This is a genomic window from Georgenia satyanarayanai (assembly GCF_023715365.1).
GTDB lineage: Bacteria > Actinomycetota > Actinomycetes > Actinomycetales > Actinomycetaceae > Oceanitalea > Oceanitalea satyanarayanai_B.
Genome location: NZ_JAMBNZ010000002.1, coordinates 399,707 through 415,182, shown reverse-complemented (window position 1 = coordinate 415,182; position 15,476 = coordinate 399,707). Strand labels below are relative to the sequence as shown.

General features: G+C 71.1%; 15 protein-coding genes. 7 read left to right on the top strand and 8 right to left on the bottom strand.

Annotated features, from left to right (window positions below; all coding sequences use genetic code 11):
- Positions 1-346: 346 nt before the first annotated feature.
- The 5 genes from M3148_RS04130 to ctaE all read right to left on the bottom strand — a co-directional run bounded on the left by M3148_RS04130 (position 347) and on the right by ctaE (position 5,407).
- Complete coding sequence (locus tag M3148_RS04130) at positions 347-982, bottom strand: superoxide dismutase (protein WP_251303362.1); 636 nt, start codon at positions 980-982, stop codon at positions 347-349.
- Positions 983-1,080: 98 nt separating this feature from the next.
- Positions 1,081-2,835, bottom strand: a complete 1,755-nt coding sequence (gene qcrB, locus M3148_RS04125; protein ID WP_251303361.1) for a cytochrome bc1 complex cytochrome b subunit — start codon at positions 2,833-2,835, stop codon at positions 1,081-1,083.
- Positions 2,832-3,926 (bottom strand): cytochrome bc1 complex Rieske iron-sulfur subunit, encoded by a 1,095-nt coding sequence (qcrA, locus tag M3148_RS04120; RefSeq protein ID WP_251303360.1) that lies wholly within the window; start codon positions 3,924-3,926, stop codon positions 2,832-2,834. The genes qcrB and qcrA overlap by 4 nt, the downstream gene beginning before the upstream one ends.
- A complete protein-coding gene (qcrC, locus tag M3148_RS04115; protein WP_251303359.1) occupies positions 3,923-4,702 on the bottom strand; it encodes a cytochrome bc1 complex diheme cytochrome c subunit in 780 nt (259 codons plus the stop codon). The genes qcrA and qcrC overlap by 4 nt, the downstream gene beginning before the upstream one ends.
- A 54-nt stretch (positions 4,703-4,756) precedes the next feature.
- Positions 4,757-5,407, bottom strand: coding sequence for an aa3-type cytochrome oxidase subunit III (gene ctaE, locus M3148_RS04110; protein ID WP_251303358.1), 651 nt, complete (start codon positions 5,405-5,407; stop codon positions 4,757-4,759).
- 282 nt (positions 5,408-5,689) lie between these two features.
- On the opposite strand from ctaE, the gene M3148_RS04105 reads away from it, so the two are divergent.
- The 3 genes from M3148_RS04105 (at position 5,690) to M3148_RS04095 (ending at position 7,545) form a co-directional block, all read left to right on the top strand.
- Complete coding sequence (locus tag M3148_RS04105) at positions 5,690-6,121, top strand: hypothetical protein (protein WP_251303357.1); 432 nt, start codon at positions 5,690-5,692, stop codon at positions 6,119-6,121.
- A gap of 2 nt (positions 6,122-6,123) precedes the next feature.
- Positions 6,124-7,194, top strand: a complete 1,071-nt coding sequence (gene trpD, locus M3148_RS04100; RefSeq protein ID WP_251303356.1) for an anthranilate phosphoribosyltransferase — start codon at positions 6,124-6,126, stop codon at positions 7,192-7,194.
- A gap of 69 nt (positions 7,195-7,263) precedes the next feature.
- The gene (locus M3148_RS04095) at positions 7,264-7,545 is read left to right on the top strand and encodes an Lrp/AsnC family transcriptional regulator (RefSeq protein ID WP_110850950.1); all 282 of its coding nucleotides are present in this window, start codon (positions 7,264-7,266) and stop codon (positions 7,543-7,545) included.
- Positions 7,546-7,563: 18 nt separating this feature from the next.
- On the opposite strand, the gene M3148_RS04090 is transcribed toward M3148_RS04095, so the two are convergent.
- Positions 7,564-9,336, bottom strand: a complete 1,773-nt coding sequence (locus tag M3148_RS04090; protein WP_251303355.1) for a DEDD exonuclease domain-containing protein — start codon at positions 9,334-9,336, stop codon at positions 7,564-7,566.
- Positions 9,337-9,422: 86 nt separating this feature from the next.
- On the opposite strand from M3148_RS04090, the gene M3148_RS04085 reads away from it, so the two are divergent.
- On the top strand, positions 9,423-9,620 hold the full coding sequence (locus M3148_RS04085; protein WP_251303354.1) for a hypothetical protein: 198 nt from the start codon (positions 9,423-9,425) through the stop codon (positions 9,618-9,620).
- A gap of 105 nt (positions 9,621-9,725) precedes the next feature.
- Here M3148_RS04085 and M3148_RS04080 read toward each other — a convergent pair whose 3' ends face one another.
- Positions 9,726-11,549, bottom strand: a complete 1,824-nt coding sequence (locus M3148_RS04080) for an AMP-dependent synthetase/ligase (RefSeq protein WP_251303353.1) — start codon at positions 11,547-11,549, stop codon at positions 9,726-9,728.
- Positions 11,550-11,674: 125 nt separating this feature from the next.
- Between M3148_RS04080 and M3148_RS04075 the strand changes: the two genes are divergently transcribed.
- Complete coding sequence (locus tag M3148_RS04075) at positions 11,675-12,613, top strand: ROK family glucokinase (protein WP_251303352.1); 939 nt, start codon at positions 11,675-11,677, stop codon at positions 12,611-12,613.
- A gap of 44 nt (positions 12,614-12,657) precedes the next feature.
- On the opposite strand, the gene M3148_RS04070 is transcribed toward M3148_RS04075, so the two are convergent.
- Entirely contained in the window at positions 12,658-13,131 is a 474-nt protein-coding gene (locus M3148_RS04070; RefSeq protein WP_251303351.1) for a hypothetical protein, read from the bottom strand.
- 85 nt (positions 13,132-13,216) lie between these two features.
- Between M3148_RS04070 and M3148_RS04065 the strand changes: the two genes are divergently transcribed.
- Both M3148_RS04065 and M3148_RS04060 read left to right on the top strand, forming a co-directional pair.
- Complete coding sequence (locus M3148_RS04065; protein ID WP_285883028.1) at positions 13,217-14,080, top strand: lysophospholipid acyltransferase family protein; 864 nt, start codon at positions 13,217-13,219, stop codon at positions 14,078-14,080.
- 107 nt (positions 14,081-14,187) lie between these two features.
- Positions 14,188-15,417, top strand: coding sequence for a pyrophosphate--fructose-6-phosphate 1-phosphotransferase (locus tag M3148_RS04060; protein WP_251303349.1), 1,230 nt, complete (start codon positions 14,188-14,190; stop codon positions 15,415-15,417).
- Positions 15,418-15,476: the final 59 nt, after the last annotated feature.

Sequence of the window (15,476 nt, the reverse complement as noted above, 5' to 3'; positions counted from 1 at the left end):
CGACTGGCCCTTGTCGCCGAGACCAGCCCCGAGGAGGTGACCACCACCGAACCCATCGGCGCCATCAGCGCCTGATCCAACCCCCCGATCTCGAGGACCGATACACCACTCCCCAGGGCTTGACCCCCGTGTCCGCCTACAGGGAGGTTGGCATGTCCGCTAGCAGCGTCCAGCGGTCCGGACGTGCGTACCAGCAAGGGGATGAAGGCCGGCATCCCCCTGGGGGCTGCCGGGGCGTTGCATGCGGGAGAGGCGTCCAGCGGTCCGCCCGTGCGTGCCAGGTGGCACGCGAAGGCCCGGCAACCCCCGAGGGGGCTACCGGGCCTTCATGGGCGAGACAGGGGCGTCAGACGACCGTCACGGGGGTGATGAGACCCGCCGTCTGGGTGCGCGCGCGCTCGAGGCGAGCGGCGACGTCGCGCCAGTTGACGATGTTCCAGAACGCCTTGACGTAGTCCGCCTTGACGTTGAGGTAGTCGAGGTAGAAGGCGTGCTCCCACATGTCGAGCATGAGCACCGGGGTCAGGCCCAGCGGCACGTTGCCCTGCTGGTCGAAGAGCTGGAAGATCGACAGCTGCTGGCCGATCGAGTCCCAGCCCAGGACGGACCAGCCGGAGCCCTGGATGCTCGTCGCGTTGGCGGTGAACTGCGCCTTGAAGCCCTCGAAGGAGCCGAGCTGGTCCTTGATGGCCTCGGCAAGTTCGCCCTCGGGCTCACCGCCGCCCTCGGGGGAGAGGTTGTTCCAGAAGACCGTGTGGTTGACGTGGCCGCCGAGGTTGAAGGCGAGGTTCTTCTCGAGCAGGTTGATCGTGGCGTTGTCGCCGCTCTCGCGGGCCGCAGCCAGCTTCTCGAGGGCGGTGTTCGCGCCGTCGACGTAGGTCTTGTGGTGCTTGGAGTGGTGCAGCTCCATGATCTTGCCGCTGATGTGCGGCTCGAGAGCGCTGTAGTCGTACGGGAGCTCCGGCAGGGTGTACACGGTCATGTGTCTCCTCCTCAGGTCGTCCCGGTGCGGGAACGCACCGGCCTACATATGGCATGTGCCCGGCAGTGATGCCGGGCACATGCACTCATCGGTCTAACCTACGACGAGGTCGGGTTGTTCCGCCCGTCGGTCCCAGCGCCGATGGAGGCGCGCTCCTCGGGACGGTCGAAGGCCTCACGCAGGCCCCCGGACTCGACCTCGGCGTGGCTGCCGTTGCCATTGCCGTTGCCGTGAGCGCCGTGCGCGGCGTTCGCGGCGGCGAGCTCGGCCGGGGTGACCGGCTCGACACGGTCCTCGTAGAGGAAGCGAGACAGGCGCTGGAGCTGCTTGTCCTTGCGGTAGCCGGGACGGCGCACGCCGTTCTCGTCCTCCGGCGGGTCGATCTCGAGCATGCGGTCGGCCTCGTGGTGGACGAGCAGCCACCTCTCGTCCTCGGTGAGGGGCTGGTGCACCTCGAGGAACTCGCCGGTGGGCATGCGCACGATGCGGCCGGTCTCGTGGCCGTGCAGCGCGAGCTCACGGTCACGGCGCTGGAGGGAGAGGCAGATGCGCTTGGTCAGCCAGAACGCGAAGACGGGTGCGACGAAGAGCGCGATCCGCAAGAACCACGTGATGCCGTTCAGCGACAGCTCGAAGTGGGTGGCGATGAGGTCGTTGGAGCCGGCGACATTGAGCACCATGAACGCGGTGACGATCGCGACGCCGACGGCGGTGCGGGTCGGAGCGTTGCGCGGACGGTCCAGGACGTGGTGCTCGCCGCGGTCCTTGGTGACGGCCGCCTCGAGGAAGGGCCACGTGGCGAGCGCGGTGAACAGGATGCCCGGCACGACGACACCCGGGATGAGCACGTTGAGCGACAGGACGTAGCCGAAGATCGTGAACTCGGCGAAGCCCGGCATGAGACGCAGCGCGCCCTCCAGGAACAGCATGTACCAGTCGGGCTGGGCACCCGCGCCCACGGGCGAGGGGTCGTAGGGCCCGTGGGTCCACACCGGGTTGATCGACACGAGGCCGCCGAGGAGGGCGAGGAAGCCGAAGACGATGAAGAAGAACCCACCGGCCTTGGCGGCGTACACCGGCAGGACCGGGTAGCCCACGACGTTCTTCTCCGTCTTGCCGGGCCCGGGGTACTGCGTGTGCTTGTGCACGACGACGAGGATGAGGTGGACCGTCACCAGGGAGATGATCAGCCCGGGCACCACGAGGATGTGGATGGTGAACAGGCGCGGCACGATGTCAGTTCCCGGGAACTCACCGCCGAAGAGGGCGAGGGAGACGTAAGACCCGATGATCGGGATGGCACGCGCCACGCCGTCGGCGATGCGCAGGCCGTTGCCCGACAGGACGTCGTCGGGCAGGGAGTACCCGGAGAAGCCGGCGAGGAGCGCGAGGATCATCAGCGAGAAGCCGACGAGCCAGTTGAGCTCACGGGGCTTGCGGAAGGCGCCGGTGAAGAACACGCGGAGCATGTGGGCGACGATCGATGCCACGAACAGCAGGGCTGCCCAGTGGTGGATCTGGCGCATGAGCAGTCCGCCGCGCACCTCGAAGGAGATGCGCAGGGTCGAGGCGAAGGCCTCGGACATCGCCACGCCCTGCATCGCCTCGGGCAGTGCGTCCTCGGGGTAGGTGATGTGGCCCATGCTGGGCACGAAGAACATCGTGAGGAAGAAGCCCGACAGCACCAGGACGATGAAGCTGTAGAGCGCCACCTCGCCGAGGAGGAAGGACCAGTGGTCGGGGAAGACCTTGCGCGCGAACTCCTTGACGGCCTTGCCGATGCCCGTGCGCTGGTCGAGGTAGTCAGCGGCCGGTGCCGCCTTGCTGGGCTTACGAGCCGCGGTTGTGCTCATCGGTTCTCATCCATTCGCTCGCGCTCCCAGAAGCTCGGGCCCACGGTCTCGTGGAAGTCCGAGCGGGCCACGAGGTAGCCCTCGGTGTCCACGGTGATGGGAAGCTGCGGAAGGGCACGATTCGCCGGTCCGAAGACCACCTTCGCCTCGTTGGCGATGTCGAAGGTGGACTGGTGGCAGGGGCACAGCAGGTGGTGCGTCTGCTGCTCGTAGAGAGCGACGGGGCAGCCCACGTGGGTGCAGACCTTGGAGTAGGCGACGATGCCGTCGTAGCTCCAGTCACGGCGCTCGGGGGAGATGTTCAGCTCGGAGGGGTCGATGCGCGTCATGAACACGACCGCCTTGGCCTTCTCCTCCAGGTAGTCCTCCTGGTCGCTGATGCCGTGGGGGATGACCTGGAAGGCAGACCCGTTGGTGACATCGGCGGCGCGGATGAGGCGGTTGTCCGGGTCGGTCGCGAGGCGGCGGCCCATCGAGCCGTCGGGCAGGCGGCCACCGGTGCCCTCTGGGACGTCGCCCCAGGCGGTGTAGCGGAACTTGCGGGTGTCCCACGACGGGCTGAGCTCGCCGACGAGGGGGACGACGAAGGGCAGCGGCGCGAGGGCCGCTGCTCCGACGAGGGCGCCCTTGAGGACGGGGCGGCGGGCGATGCCCGCCTCGGCGATGCCCGTCTCGAGCATCGCCACGGCCTGCTCACGGACCTCGGGGGAGGAGGCGGCGGGCTTGCGCTGCTCGACGTACTCGGTGTTGGACATGAGCGTCTTGGACCAGTGGACCGCGGCGAGGCCGATGCCCAGCATGCCCAGCCCCAGCCCGACGCCGAGCGCGATCGTGGAGAGGCGCACGTCCAGGAGCGTCGTCCCGACCGGGATGAAGAGGAAGCCCACGACCCCGCCGATGGAGGCGAGGATCGAGACGAGCAGAAGGGTCACGACCTGGCGCTCGGCGCGCTTGGCGGCCTTGGCGTCGCGGTCGGCCATGCGCTCGGGGTGGTGCGGCAGACCCGGGTCCTCGAAACGCTGGGGGACGTCGGCGACCGGTGCCCCGCCCGTGGCGGGGGTCAGGTCACCAGAGGGACGATTCGTGCTCACGAGGACCGTGCTCCCATCCACACTGCGATACCGATGATTCCGCCGATGCCGACGAGCCAGACCCAAAAGCCCTCGGAGACGGGGCCGAGGTTGCCGAGCGAGAAGCCGCCGGGGGAGACCTCGCGCTGCTCCATGATGTAGGCGATGACGTCGCGGGCGCCCTCGTCGGTCACCGAGGCCTCGTTGAAGACCGGCATGGACTGCGGCCCGATGCGCATGGCCTCCCAGATCTGGGTGGGCGTCGCCTGGTCGAGCGGCGGGGCGACCTTGCCCTCGGTCAGCGCACCACCGGCGCCGACGGCGTTGTGGCACATCGAGCAGTTCGTGCGGAACAGCTCCATGCCGTTCGCGGCGTCGCCGAGCTCGGGGTCGACCTGCTCGTCGGAGGGGATGGCGGGACCGGGACCGAGGCTGGCGACGTACGCGGCGAGCGCGGCCGTCTGCTCCTCGTTCATCAGCGGGTCCTTGCGCTCTGCCTGCGGGGAGTTGTTGGCCATCGGCATGCGGCCGGTGGACACCTGGAAGTGCACGGAGGCGGCACCCACGCCGACCAGCGACGGCGCCAGGTCGGTGCCCTGGGCGTCCAAGCCGTGGCAGGTCGAGCAGTTCGAGCGGAACAGCGCCTCGCCTTCCTCGATCATGTCCTGGCTGGCGGCCTGCGCGTTGGCCGGCTCGGAGGTGACGGCTGAGTACGCCACCCCCGTGAGGATCAGGGCCAGGAGCAGGAGGACGACCGGCGCGAGCCGGTGCCTCCTGCTGGCGGCGAGTGCCTTCACGGTGATGTGTCCTTCTCTGGCGTTGCGGGTGGAACGGGGGCGGGCGCCGGTGCTCTAGAACATCTCGAGGAAGTAGATGATGAAGAACATCGCGACCCAGACGACGTCGACGAAGTGCCAGTAGTAGGACACGACGACCGCGCCGGTGGCCTCGTAGTGGCCGAAGCGGTTGGCCGCGAACGAGCGGCCGAGGATGAAGAGGAAGGCGATGAGGCCGCCGAGCACGTGGAGGGCGTGGAAGCCGGTCATGATGTAGAAGACCGAGCCGTAAGGGCTGGAGGACACCGTGATGCCGTGCGAGACGAGCTCGGCGTACTCGAAGGTCTGACCGGCGACGAAGAACGCGCCCATGATGAAGGTGAGGACGAACCACTCCTCCATGCCCCAGCGGCGCACGTCCAGCAGCTTGCCGGTGCGGCGCGGCTGGAAGCGTTCGGCGGCGAACACACCCATCTGCGCGGTCACGGAGCTGGCGACGAGGACCAGGGTGATGGTCAGTGCCCAGGGGATGTTGAGCATCGAGTAGTTCTCGGGCCAGATCTCCGCCGACACCGACCTGTGGGTGAAGTACATGGCGAAGAGACCAGCGAAGAACATCAGCTCGCTGGACAGCCACACGATGGTGCCGACCGACACTGCGTTCGGCCGGTTGACGTTCACGTGGGGGGCGCTCGGAGCAGCCGTAGTAGACGACACGGTTGCCATTATGGCCCGAAAGTCCACGTGGGTGACCACTCCAGGCGCGTGCGATTCCTCCCGCGCCTCGGCCTCAGGCTAGGAGTTCCGCGACATCTCGGGCCTGAGTCCTTGGTCCCGATACGGTCACGGCGCGACACTCCGGTCGAGCCGGTGTCCGCTTCGTCTCATTCGCGGCGACGACGGCGCGGCGGTGGCCGTGGCTTGTGCGCCCTGGTCCCGCGGCGTGACTACCATTCGAGGAGGTCACCGCGCCTCGCGGTGTGTACCGAGCGAACCTGGAGGACGACGATGACGCCCGCGCAGCCCGACGCAGCCGCGACCACCGACACCGACGTCGTGGACGTGCTGCTCTACAGCGACGACGTCACGACCCGCGAGCAGGTCCGCCGGGCCATCGGCCGCCGTGCCGCGGTCGACGTCCCCCGGATCCGGTGGACGGAGGCGGCCACGCACCAGGGTGTGGTGATAAAGGCCAAGGAGGGTGACTTCGCTCTCATCGTGCTCGACGGTGAGGCGGCCAAGGCCGGCGGCATGGCCGTGAGCCGCGAGCTGAAGAGCGAGATGTACCAGTGCCCGCCCGTCGTCATCCTCACCGCCCGCCCGCAGGACGCGTGGCTGGCGACGTGGGCGCAGGCCGACGCGATCGTCCAGGCGCCGATCGACCCCATCGAGATCCAGGAGGCCGTGGCCGGACTGCTGCGCTCGGGCGGTCGTCGGTGACGGTGGAGGGCGTTGAGCCGGTCCAGCCCACGTGGGCGGACCTCATCACGTCCCTCGTCGCCGGGGAGCACCTCAGCGCCACGCAGACCGGCTGGGCCATGGACCAGGTGATGTCGGGCCTCGCCAGCTCCGTCCAGCTCGCCGGCTTCCTCGTCGCGCTGCGGGCCAAGGGGGAGACGGTGGCCGAGCTCACCGGCCTGGCCGACGTCATGCTCGAGCACTCGGTGCCGATCGACGTGCCCGACGACGTCGTCGACATCGTGGGTACGGGCGGGGACCGGGCCCGGACGGTCAACATCTCCACGATGTCCTCCCTCGTCATCGCGGGAGCGGGGGTGCCCGTGGTCAAGCACGGCAACCGGGCCTCGAGCTCGGCGAGCGGCTCCGCCGACGTCCTGGAGGCGCTCGGCGTCCGCCTCGACATGTCCGTCCCCCAGGTCGAGGCGGTCTTCCGCGAGGTCGGGATCACGTTCTGCTTCGCGCAGATCTTCCACCCCTCGTTCCGGCACACCGCCGTCGCGCGCCGAGAGCTCGCCGTCGCCACGGCCTTCAACGTGCTCGGCCCGCTCACCAACCCGGCCCGCCCGCGGGCCGCTGCGATCGGCGTCGCCGACCGGCGCATCGCCCCGCTCGTCGCGGGTGTGCTCGCCCGCCGGGGGACGCGCGGGCTCGTCTTCCGCGGCGAGGACGGCCTGGACGAGCTGACGACGACGGCGGCCAGCCGGGTGTGGCACGTCGCCGACGGCGAGGTCACCGAGCACCTCCTCGACACCCGGGAGGCCTTCGGCCTCTCGCCGGCGACCATCGCCGACCTGCGCGGGGCGGACGCCGGCTTCAACGCCGGGGTCGCCCGCGAGATCCTCGACGGCGCCACCGGACCCGTCCGCGACGCCGTGCTGCTCAACTCCGCCGCCGCGCTCGTCGCGCACGCCACCCTCCCCGGCACGGGCGCAGACGACGGCGACCTCGTCACCCGGCTGCGTGCCGGGATGGAGCTGGCCGCCGCGGCCATCGACCAGGGACGGGCGCGCGGCGTGCTCGACCGGTGGGCGGCCGCCAGCGCCGCCCTCTGACGCAGACGGCACCGGCCGTCCGCGAGACCGTCGGCGGGTTCCCGCCGACACCGAGACGAAGGAGACCCCATGCTCACCGCCATCGTCCTCATCGACACCGACGCCTCCCGTGTGCCCGAGGTCGCCAAGGAGGTCGCCGAGCTGGACGGGATCAGCGAGGTCTACTCGGTCACCGGCGACGTCGACCTCATCGCGCTGGCGCGGGTGCGCCGCCACGAGGACCTGGCCGACGTCGTCGCCGACCGCGTGGGCAAGGTCAAGGGCGTGACCAACACCCGCACCTACATCGCCTTCCAGGCCTACTCCAAGCACGACCTGGAGTCGGCCTTCGCCATCGGTCTGGGCGACTGACGCCTCCCCCGCTCCCGGCTAGGTGGTGGGGGGCAGGGGGTACTTGGCGGCGCCGTCCACGGGCCACGCGAGCGGCTCGTCGCCCTCCTCGTGCTGGACCAGGCGCGTGGTGGGGTGCTCGATCCAGTCCGCGATGAGCTCGGCCTCCTCCGAACCGGAGGCCCCGAGGACGGTGGAGGGGGCCGGGACCTCCTCACCGGTCGCGACGAGGGCGTCGATGGTCGGCATCGGGTTGACCCCGCGAGGCACCGTGCTGGTGCCGGCGAGGCGGCCGTACCGCACGAGAACGATCTCCCAGCCGCCGTCCTCGGTGCGCCGCGCGGCCACGAGCTGCGGGCTGCGCCACAGCGGGCGCAGGCGCTGCGTGCGACGTGCCGCCACGAGGTAGGCGCGCAGCCGGTCACGCTCGGCGGCCGCCTCCTCGTAGCGCTGCTGCCCCGCGAGCGTGCTGATCCGGTTGCGCAGCGCGGTCACGACCGGCCCGGCCGCGGAGGTGAGGCCCGCGCGCACGGAAGCGGCGACCTCCGCGTACTCCTCCAGGCTCTGGGCCCCGGTGCACGGGGCACCGCAGCGGCCCATCTCGGCCAGCGCGCACGCTCGGGCCTCGGCGGAGGGGACGACGGGCAGGCGCTGGCTGCAGCGCCGCACGGCGAAGGCCTCCTCCAGCGCCTCGAGCGCCGACTGCGCGGCGGCGCGGGAGGCGAAGGGGCCGATCGCCTCCGCACTGCGGCCCGCAGGCACGCTGCGGACGATCGACAGACGTGGGAAGGGCTCGTCGGTGAGCCGGATCCACGGACGACGGTGCGGCTTGCGGGAGCGGCGGTTGTAGGGAGGGTCGAGCTCGGCGATGAGCCGCAGCTCCCGGACCGACGCCTCGAGCTCGGTGGCGCACGGGATGGGACGAACCTCTTCGGTGAGGTCGACCATCTCCCCGATGCGCTTGCGCTTCTCCGCGGCGGTGAAGTACGAGCGCACCCGCCGGCGCAGGTTGACGGCCTTGCCGACGTAGAGCACCTCGCCCGCCGGCCCGAGGAACTGGTAGACGCCCGGCCCGCTGGGCAGGGAGTCGGCGAGGGTGGCCTTGCGGCGCCGCTTGTGGGGGACCGGGTCCCCCAGGGTGGCGAGATCCTCGAGGTGGGTGGCACCGAGCGGCGCGAGCCGTGCGAGCAGGCCGTGGAGAACGTCCACCGTGGCGCGCGCGTCGTGGAGCGCGCGGTGGTCGGGGCTGGTGGTGGCACCGAAGAGGGCAGCGAGCGTGCCGAGCTTGTTGTTGGGCGCCTCGTCGCGCGTGACGGTGCGGCGAGCCAGGGCGACGGTGTCGACGACGGCGGGTGAGGGCCACGCCATCTCGAGTCGCGAGGCGGCCGCCCGGAGGAACCCGACGTCGAAGCGGGCGTTGTGTGCGACGAGCACGGTGGTGGGGCCGAAGCCGGCGAACTCGAGGAAGGCGGGCAGCACTTCTCCGATCCGCGGGGCTCCGACGAGCATGGCGTCGGTGATGCCGGTGAGGACGGTGATCATCGGCGGGACCGGCCCGCCGGGGTCCACGAGGGTCTGGAACTCCCCGAGGACCTCCCCGCCGCGCACCTTGACCGCGCCGATCTCGGTGATCTCGCACTGGGTGGGGGAGCCACCGGTGGTCTCGAGGTCGACGACGACGAAGGTTACCTCCGACAGCGGCACGCCGATCTCGTCGAAGCCGATCTGGAGGGGCGTCCCGGCGCCGGCACGGGTGGCGCCCTCGAGGTCCAGCCGTCCACCGGGGGCGGGAGCAAGCAGGTTCGCGGTCACGAGTCCGACCGTACGTGCGACCACCGACAAGCCCCCGGTGCCGTGCCGGAACCGGCGATGTCAGAGGTCGCCCCTACGGTCGCGGCATGATCATCGACTGCGACTCCTGCACCATGCGGACCATCGCCTGTGACGACTGCGTGGTCAGCTTCCTCACCGGGCCCGGCCGCGCGCAGGCCCCGCTGGCCCGTGACCTCGGGGAGGACGAGCGCACGGCGCTGGCCGTCCTCGCCGACAGCGGGCTCGTCCCGCCGCTGCGGCTGCGGCGAGCAGGGACGGCCTGAGCCGTGCCCGGCCACCGCGCGCGGGCACCGGCAGCGGTGCGCCACGCCCTGCACGCACGACGGCCGGTGCCCGCGCGGTCGCGGGCACCGGCCGTGGCGGGGACGTCAGCCACGGGCGGCGGCGGGCGCCTCGGCGTAGAGGTCGTCGATGGTCTTCGCGTAGTCGCGGAGGACCGCGTTGCGTCGCACCTTCATCGAGGGCGTGAGGTAGCCGTTGTCCACGGTGAAGTCCTCGTCGAGGATGACGAACTTCCGGATGGACTCGGCGCGCGAGACCTTCTTGTTCGTCCGGTCGATCTCCATCTGGATGTGCTCGCGCACGAGCGGGTCCTGGGCGGCCTCCTGGACGCTCATCGGCTCCTTGCCGTGGTTCTTCAGCCAGCTGGGCAGCATCTCGGCGTCGAGGGTGATGAGCATGCTGATGAAGTGCCGGCGATCGCCGATCGCCAGGCACTGGGAGATCAGCGGGTGGGCGCGGGTGGGGTCCTCGAGCTGGCTGGGTGCCACGTTCTTGCCCCCGGCCGTCACGATGATCTCCTTCTTGCGGCCGGTGATCGTCAGGCAGCCGTCCTCGTCGAGCCGTCCGACGTCGCCGGTGTGGAACCAGCCCTCGGAGAAGGCCTCCGCCGTCGCCTCGGCGTTGTTGTGGTAGCCCCGGAACACCGCAATCCCCTTGGCGAGGATCTCGCCGTCGTCGGCGATCCTGATGCCGCACCCGGGCAGCGGCGTGCCCACGGTGCCGATCTTCACGCGGCCGGGACGCGCGACGGCGACGGGCGCGGTGGTCTCGGTGAGGCCGTAGCCCTCGAGCACCACGAGGCCCAGGCCACGGAAGAAGTGCCCGAGACGCTCGCCGAGCGGTGCGCCGCCGGAGACCGCGTAGACGGCCTGCCCACCGAGCACGGCCCGGATCTTCTTGAGCACGAGCGCGTCGGCGACCCTGTGGAGCGCCTTGAGCCGCACCCCGGGGCCGCCCGGCTGGTCCAGCGCACGGGAGTAGGCGATGTTGACCTTCGCAGCCCACCGGAAGATCTTCACCTTGCCGCCGGCCGCGGCCTTTTGCTCGGCGGCGTTGTAGACCTTCTCGAAGACGCGCGGGACCGAGAGGATGAAGGTCGGGCGGTAGGTGCCCATGTCGGCGACGAGGTCCTTGGTGTCCGGCGTGTGGCCCAGCGGGACGCCCGCGGCGATGACGAGGACCTCGACGAAACGTGCGAACACGTGGGCCAGCGGCATGAACAGCAGCGTGCGCGCGCCGGGGTAGTCGAACACCTCGTGGAGGTCCTCGATGGCGTTACGGCACAGCTCGACGAAGTTGCCGTGGGTGAGCTCGGCGCCCTTGGGCCGGCCGGTCGTGCCGGAGGTGTAGATGATCGTCGCGATGTCGTCGAGGCCGACGGCGGAGTGGCGGGCGGCGAGGTCGGCGTCGCTGATCTCACGGCCGAGGGCCACGAGGGTGTCGATGGCACCGTCGTCGAGCGTCCACACCTGCGCCAGGTGCGGCAGGCCGCCGTTCTCCTCGCGGGCCTGCGTGACGGTCGCGGCGTGGGCGGAGGTCTCCACGACGGCGGCCACGCAGTCGGAGTCCCCGAGGATCCACGCGCACTGGTCGGGGGAGGACGTCTCGTAGACCGGCACCGGGACGGCGCCGGCGTGCCAGATCGCGAAGTCGAGGATCGTCCACTCGAAGCGGGTGCGGGACATGATCGCCACGTGGTCCCCAGGACCGACGCCGGCGCCCATGAGTCCCTTCGCCACGCTCTCCACGAGCTCGAGGACCGCGCTGGTCGTGTACTCGCGCCAGACCCCGTTCTCCTGGCGCTCGATGAGCACCTTGGAGGGGGAGGACGTGGCCTGCGCGATGAGGAGGTCGCTCACGCTGGTCGATGATTCGGACGTCACGGCAAGGGGGACATGGAACTCGTCCATACTGACTCCAGTGGCAGCGGTCGGAGGGAATGACTACCGACTCCACGATATGGCAGATCTGGGCGTTCGGGGCCACCTCCACAGGGAGGCGGTGCCGGGTCCACGACGACGGACAGGAATCATCGATGACGACGATCGGTATCGACATCGGCGGGACGAAGATCGCCGCCGGTGTTGTCGACGAGACCGGCCGGGTGCTCGCGCAGACCCGCCGCGCGACGGACGCCCTGGACCCCGAGGCGATCGAGAGCGCGGTCATCGCGTGCGTCGCCGAGCTGCGGTCCGGGTACGACATCACCGGCGTGGGCGTGGCCGCGGCCGGCTTCGTCAGCCCGGACCGCGACGGCATGCGCTTCGCCCCGAACATCGCGTGGCGCGACTACCCGCTGCGTGACCGGCTGGCGCGCGGCATCGAGGTCCCGATCGTCATCGAGAACGACGCGAACGCCGCGGGCTGGGCGGAGTTCCGCTTCGGCGCCGGCCGCAACGCCCGCTCGATGGTCATGCTCACGCTCGGCACCGGGCTCGGCGGCGCCATCGTGCTGGACGACCGCCTGCTCCGCGGGGCCTTCGGCGCGGCGGCCGAGCTGGGCCACATGCGCGTGGTGCCCTCGGGTCACTACTGCGGCTGCGGCCACGAGGGCTGCTGGGAGATGTACGCCTCGGGGCGCGCGCTCACCCGCGCCGCCCGCAACGCCCTCATCACCGACGAGGACCGCGCCGGGCGCCTGCGCGAGCTCGCGGCCGCCGACGGCGGCAAGGTGCGCGGGCAGCACGTCACGCTGGCCGCGGCGGAGGGTGACCCGCTCTCCCGTGACCTCGTCACCGAGCTCGGCCGCTGGGTGGGAGCCGGGATCGCCGACCTCGTCGCCGTCCTGGACCCCGAGCTCTTCGTCATCGGCGGCGGGGTCGCCGACACCGGGGACCTCGTCCTCGAGGCCGCCCGGGCGTCCTTCCGTGACCAGCTCTCCGCCCGCGGCTACCGGCCCGAGGCGCAGATCGTGCTCGCCGAGATGGGCAGCGAGGCCGGCATCGTCGGCGCCGCCGACCTCGTCCGTCACTGACGTCGGGTACCGCCCGGCGCACGTGGCCGGGCGGGCGCCCCGGGTCAGACGACGGCGCCGTCGTCGTAGTCGTCGGTGTCGCGGCGGGCCGGCATGCGCCACAGGAGCAGGCCCACGCCCACCGCCAGCGCCCCGACGGCGACGAGCCAGACCACGCCCGGCGCCGAGCGCCACAGCAGGACGCACAGCAGCATGACGGCCAGCCCGCCGAGCACCCCGCCCCAGGCGACGACGAGCACCGGCTCCGAACGGGACAGCGGCTCCGGGTCCGGCTCGGTGAAGCCGTCGACGACGTCGCGGGCGCGGTCGTCGTCCTCCGTCTCGGCCGAGGGTGAGTAGTCCCGCGGGCCCGGCGCGGGCGGCGCGGGCGGGGGTAGCGGCTCGGGGTCCGGCCCGGACTCCTCCTCCGGAGGCAGCCGCAGCTCACCCAGACGCGCGGTGAGCTCGGCCCACTGGGCGTCGAGGTCGTCGTCGGGCACGTGGTCGCCGTCAGCGGCGCCCCGGGTAGGACCAGCCATGGGGAGCACTCTAGAGTGCTTCAGGAACGCGCGGCCCGATCCGGCGCCGCCGGCAGCAAAGGGGTAGTGAGTGTTCTACGGCTTGATGAAGGCGACGCTGGGCACGACGCTGCGCGTCTTCTACCAGCCGTGGATCCGCGGCGCGGAGAACGTGCCCGAGGAGGGCGCGGCGATCCTCGCGAGCAACCACCTCGCCGTCATCGACTCCTTCTTCCTCCCGCTCATGGTGCGCCGGTCCGTCGTCTTCCTCGGCAAGCAGGACTACTTCACCGGGCGCGGCGTCAAGGGCAAGCTCGTCGCCGGCTTCATGCGCGGTGTCGGCACGATCCCGGTCGACCGCAGCGGCGGACGCGCCAGCGAGGCCGCGCTGCGCACCGGTCTGCGCCGCCTCGAGGAGGGCGGGCTGTTCGGGATCTACCCCGAGGGCACCCGCAGCCCCGACGGCCGCCTCTACCGCGGCAAGACCGGCGTGGCCCGCCTCGCCCTCCAGTCCGGCGCCCCCGTCGTCCCGGTCGCGATGATCGGCACGAACATCGCCCAGCCGATCGGCACCCGCATCCCGCGGCTGCGGCCGATCGGCATCGTCATCGGCAAGCCCCTCGACTTCAGCCGCTACGCCGGCCTCGAGGACGACCGCTTCGTCCTGCGCTCGGTCACCGACGAGATCATGTACGAGATCCTGCGCCTGTCCGGCCAGGAGTACGTCGACGCCTACGCCGCCTCGGTCAAGGCACGCGCCGCCTCCGGCACGGCCCCGGCCACTGCCGCGCCGGCCGCACCGGCCGGCCCCGGCGGCCGCCGCGTCCCGGGCACCGGCGTGCCCGAGCCCACCGAGCGCGAGCTCGCCGAGGGCAAGGAGCTCCTCGAGGCCGCCGCCCAGGAGGCCGAGCCCGCGTCCGCCGAGGACGAGGACGGCGCCGGCACGCCGCCGTCGTCGTCCACGAGGTAGGAGGGCCCAGGCCCACCCGGCCGACGGACCTACACTGGGGGACGCGCGCGAGCACTCCCTGCTCGCCGGCCGCTGCCCCGCGGCCGCCACCCGACGAAAGGTTGCCGATGTCCGTCCGCCGTGTCGCCCTGCTCACCGCAGGTGGCTTCGCCCCCTGCCTGTCCTCCGCGGTCGGAGGCCTGATCGAGCGCTACACCGAGGTGGCGCCGGACGTGGAGATCATCGCCTACCAGTACGGTTACCACGGCCTGCTGACCGGCACGAAGGTCGTCATCGACGAGGACGCGCGCGCCAGGGCCAGCGTGCTGCACGACTTCGGTGGCAGCCCGATCGGCAACAGCCGCGTCAAGCTCACCAACGCCAAGAACCTCGTCGAGCGCGGCCTCGTCAAGGAGGGCGACGACCCGCTCAAGGTCGCCGCCGAGCAGCTCCGGGCCGACGGCGTCGACGTCCTCCACACCATCGGTGGCGACGACACCAACACGACGGCCGCCGACCTCGCCGCCTACCTCGAGGACAACGGCTACCACATGACGGTCGTCGGGCTGCCGAAGACCATCGACAACGACATCATCCCGATCCGCCAGTCCCTCGGCGCCCACACCGCCGCGGAGCAGGCCAGCCGCTTCGCCCAGAACATCATCGGCGAGCACCGCTCCAACCCGCGGATGCTCATCGTCCACGAGGTCATGGGCCGTCACTGCGGCTGGCTCACCGCCGCCGCCGCCCGCGACTACCACCAGTGGGTCGCCGAGCGCCCCGAGTGGAACCCCAGCGCGGGTCTGAGCAAGGAGCGCTGGGACGTCCACGCCGTCTTCCTGCCCGAGATGAAGCTCGACCTCGAGGGCGAGGCGCAGCGCCTGCGCGCCGTCATGGACGAGATCGGCAACGTCAACATCTTCCTCTCCGAGGGAGCCGGCGTCCCCGAGATCATCGCCGAGCTCGAGGCCAAGGGGGAGGAGGTCCAGCGCGACCCCTTCGGCCACGTCAAGCTCGACACGATCAACCCCGGCCAGTGGTTCGCCAAGCAGTTCGCCGAGCTCATCGGCGCCGAGAAGGTCATGGTCCAGAAGTCGGGCTACTTCTCCCGCTCGGCCGCGGCCAACGCGCAGGACCTCGCGCTCATCAAGTCGATGGTCGACCTCGCCGTCGACAGCGCCTTCAAGGACGTCTCCGGCGTCGTCGGCCACGACGAGGAGAACGGTGATGCGCTGACGACGATCGCCTTCCCGCGCATCGCCGGCGGCAAGGCCTTCGACATCACCCAGCCGTGGTTCACCGAGCTCATGGCGAGCCTCGGCCAGGACGTCACCCCGGCGGAGAACCCCGCCCACTGACGGACGTGCGCACGGGGAGGGCGGGTCGCGAGCGTGCGGCCCGCCCTCACCCGTGAGTT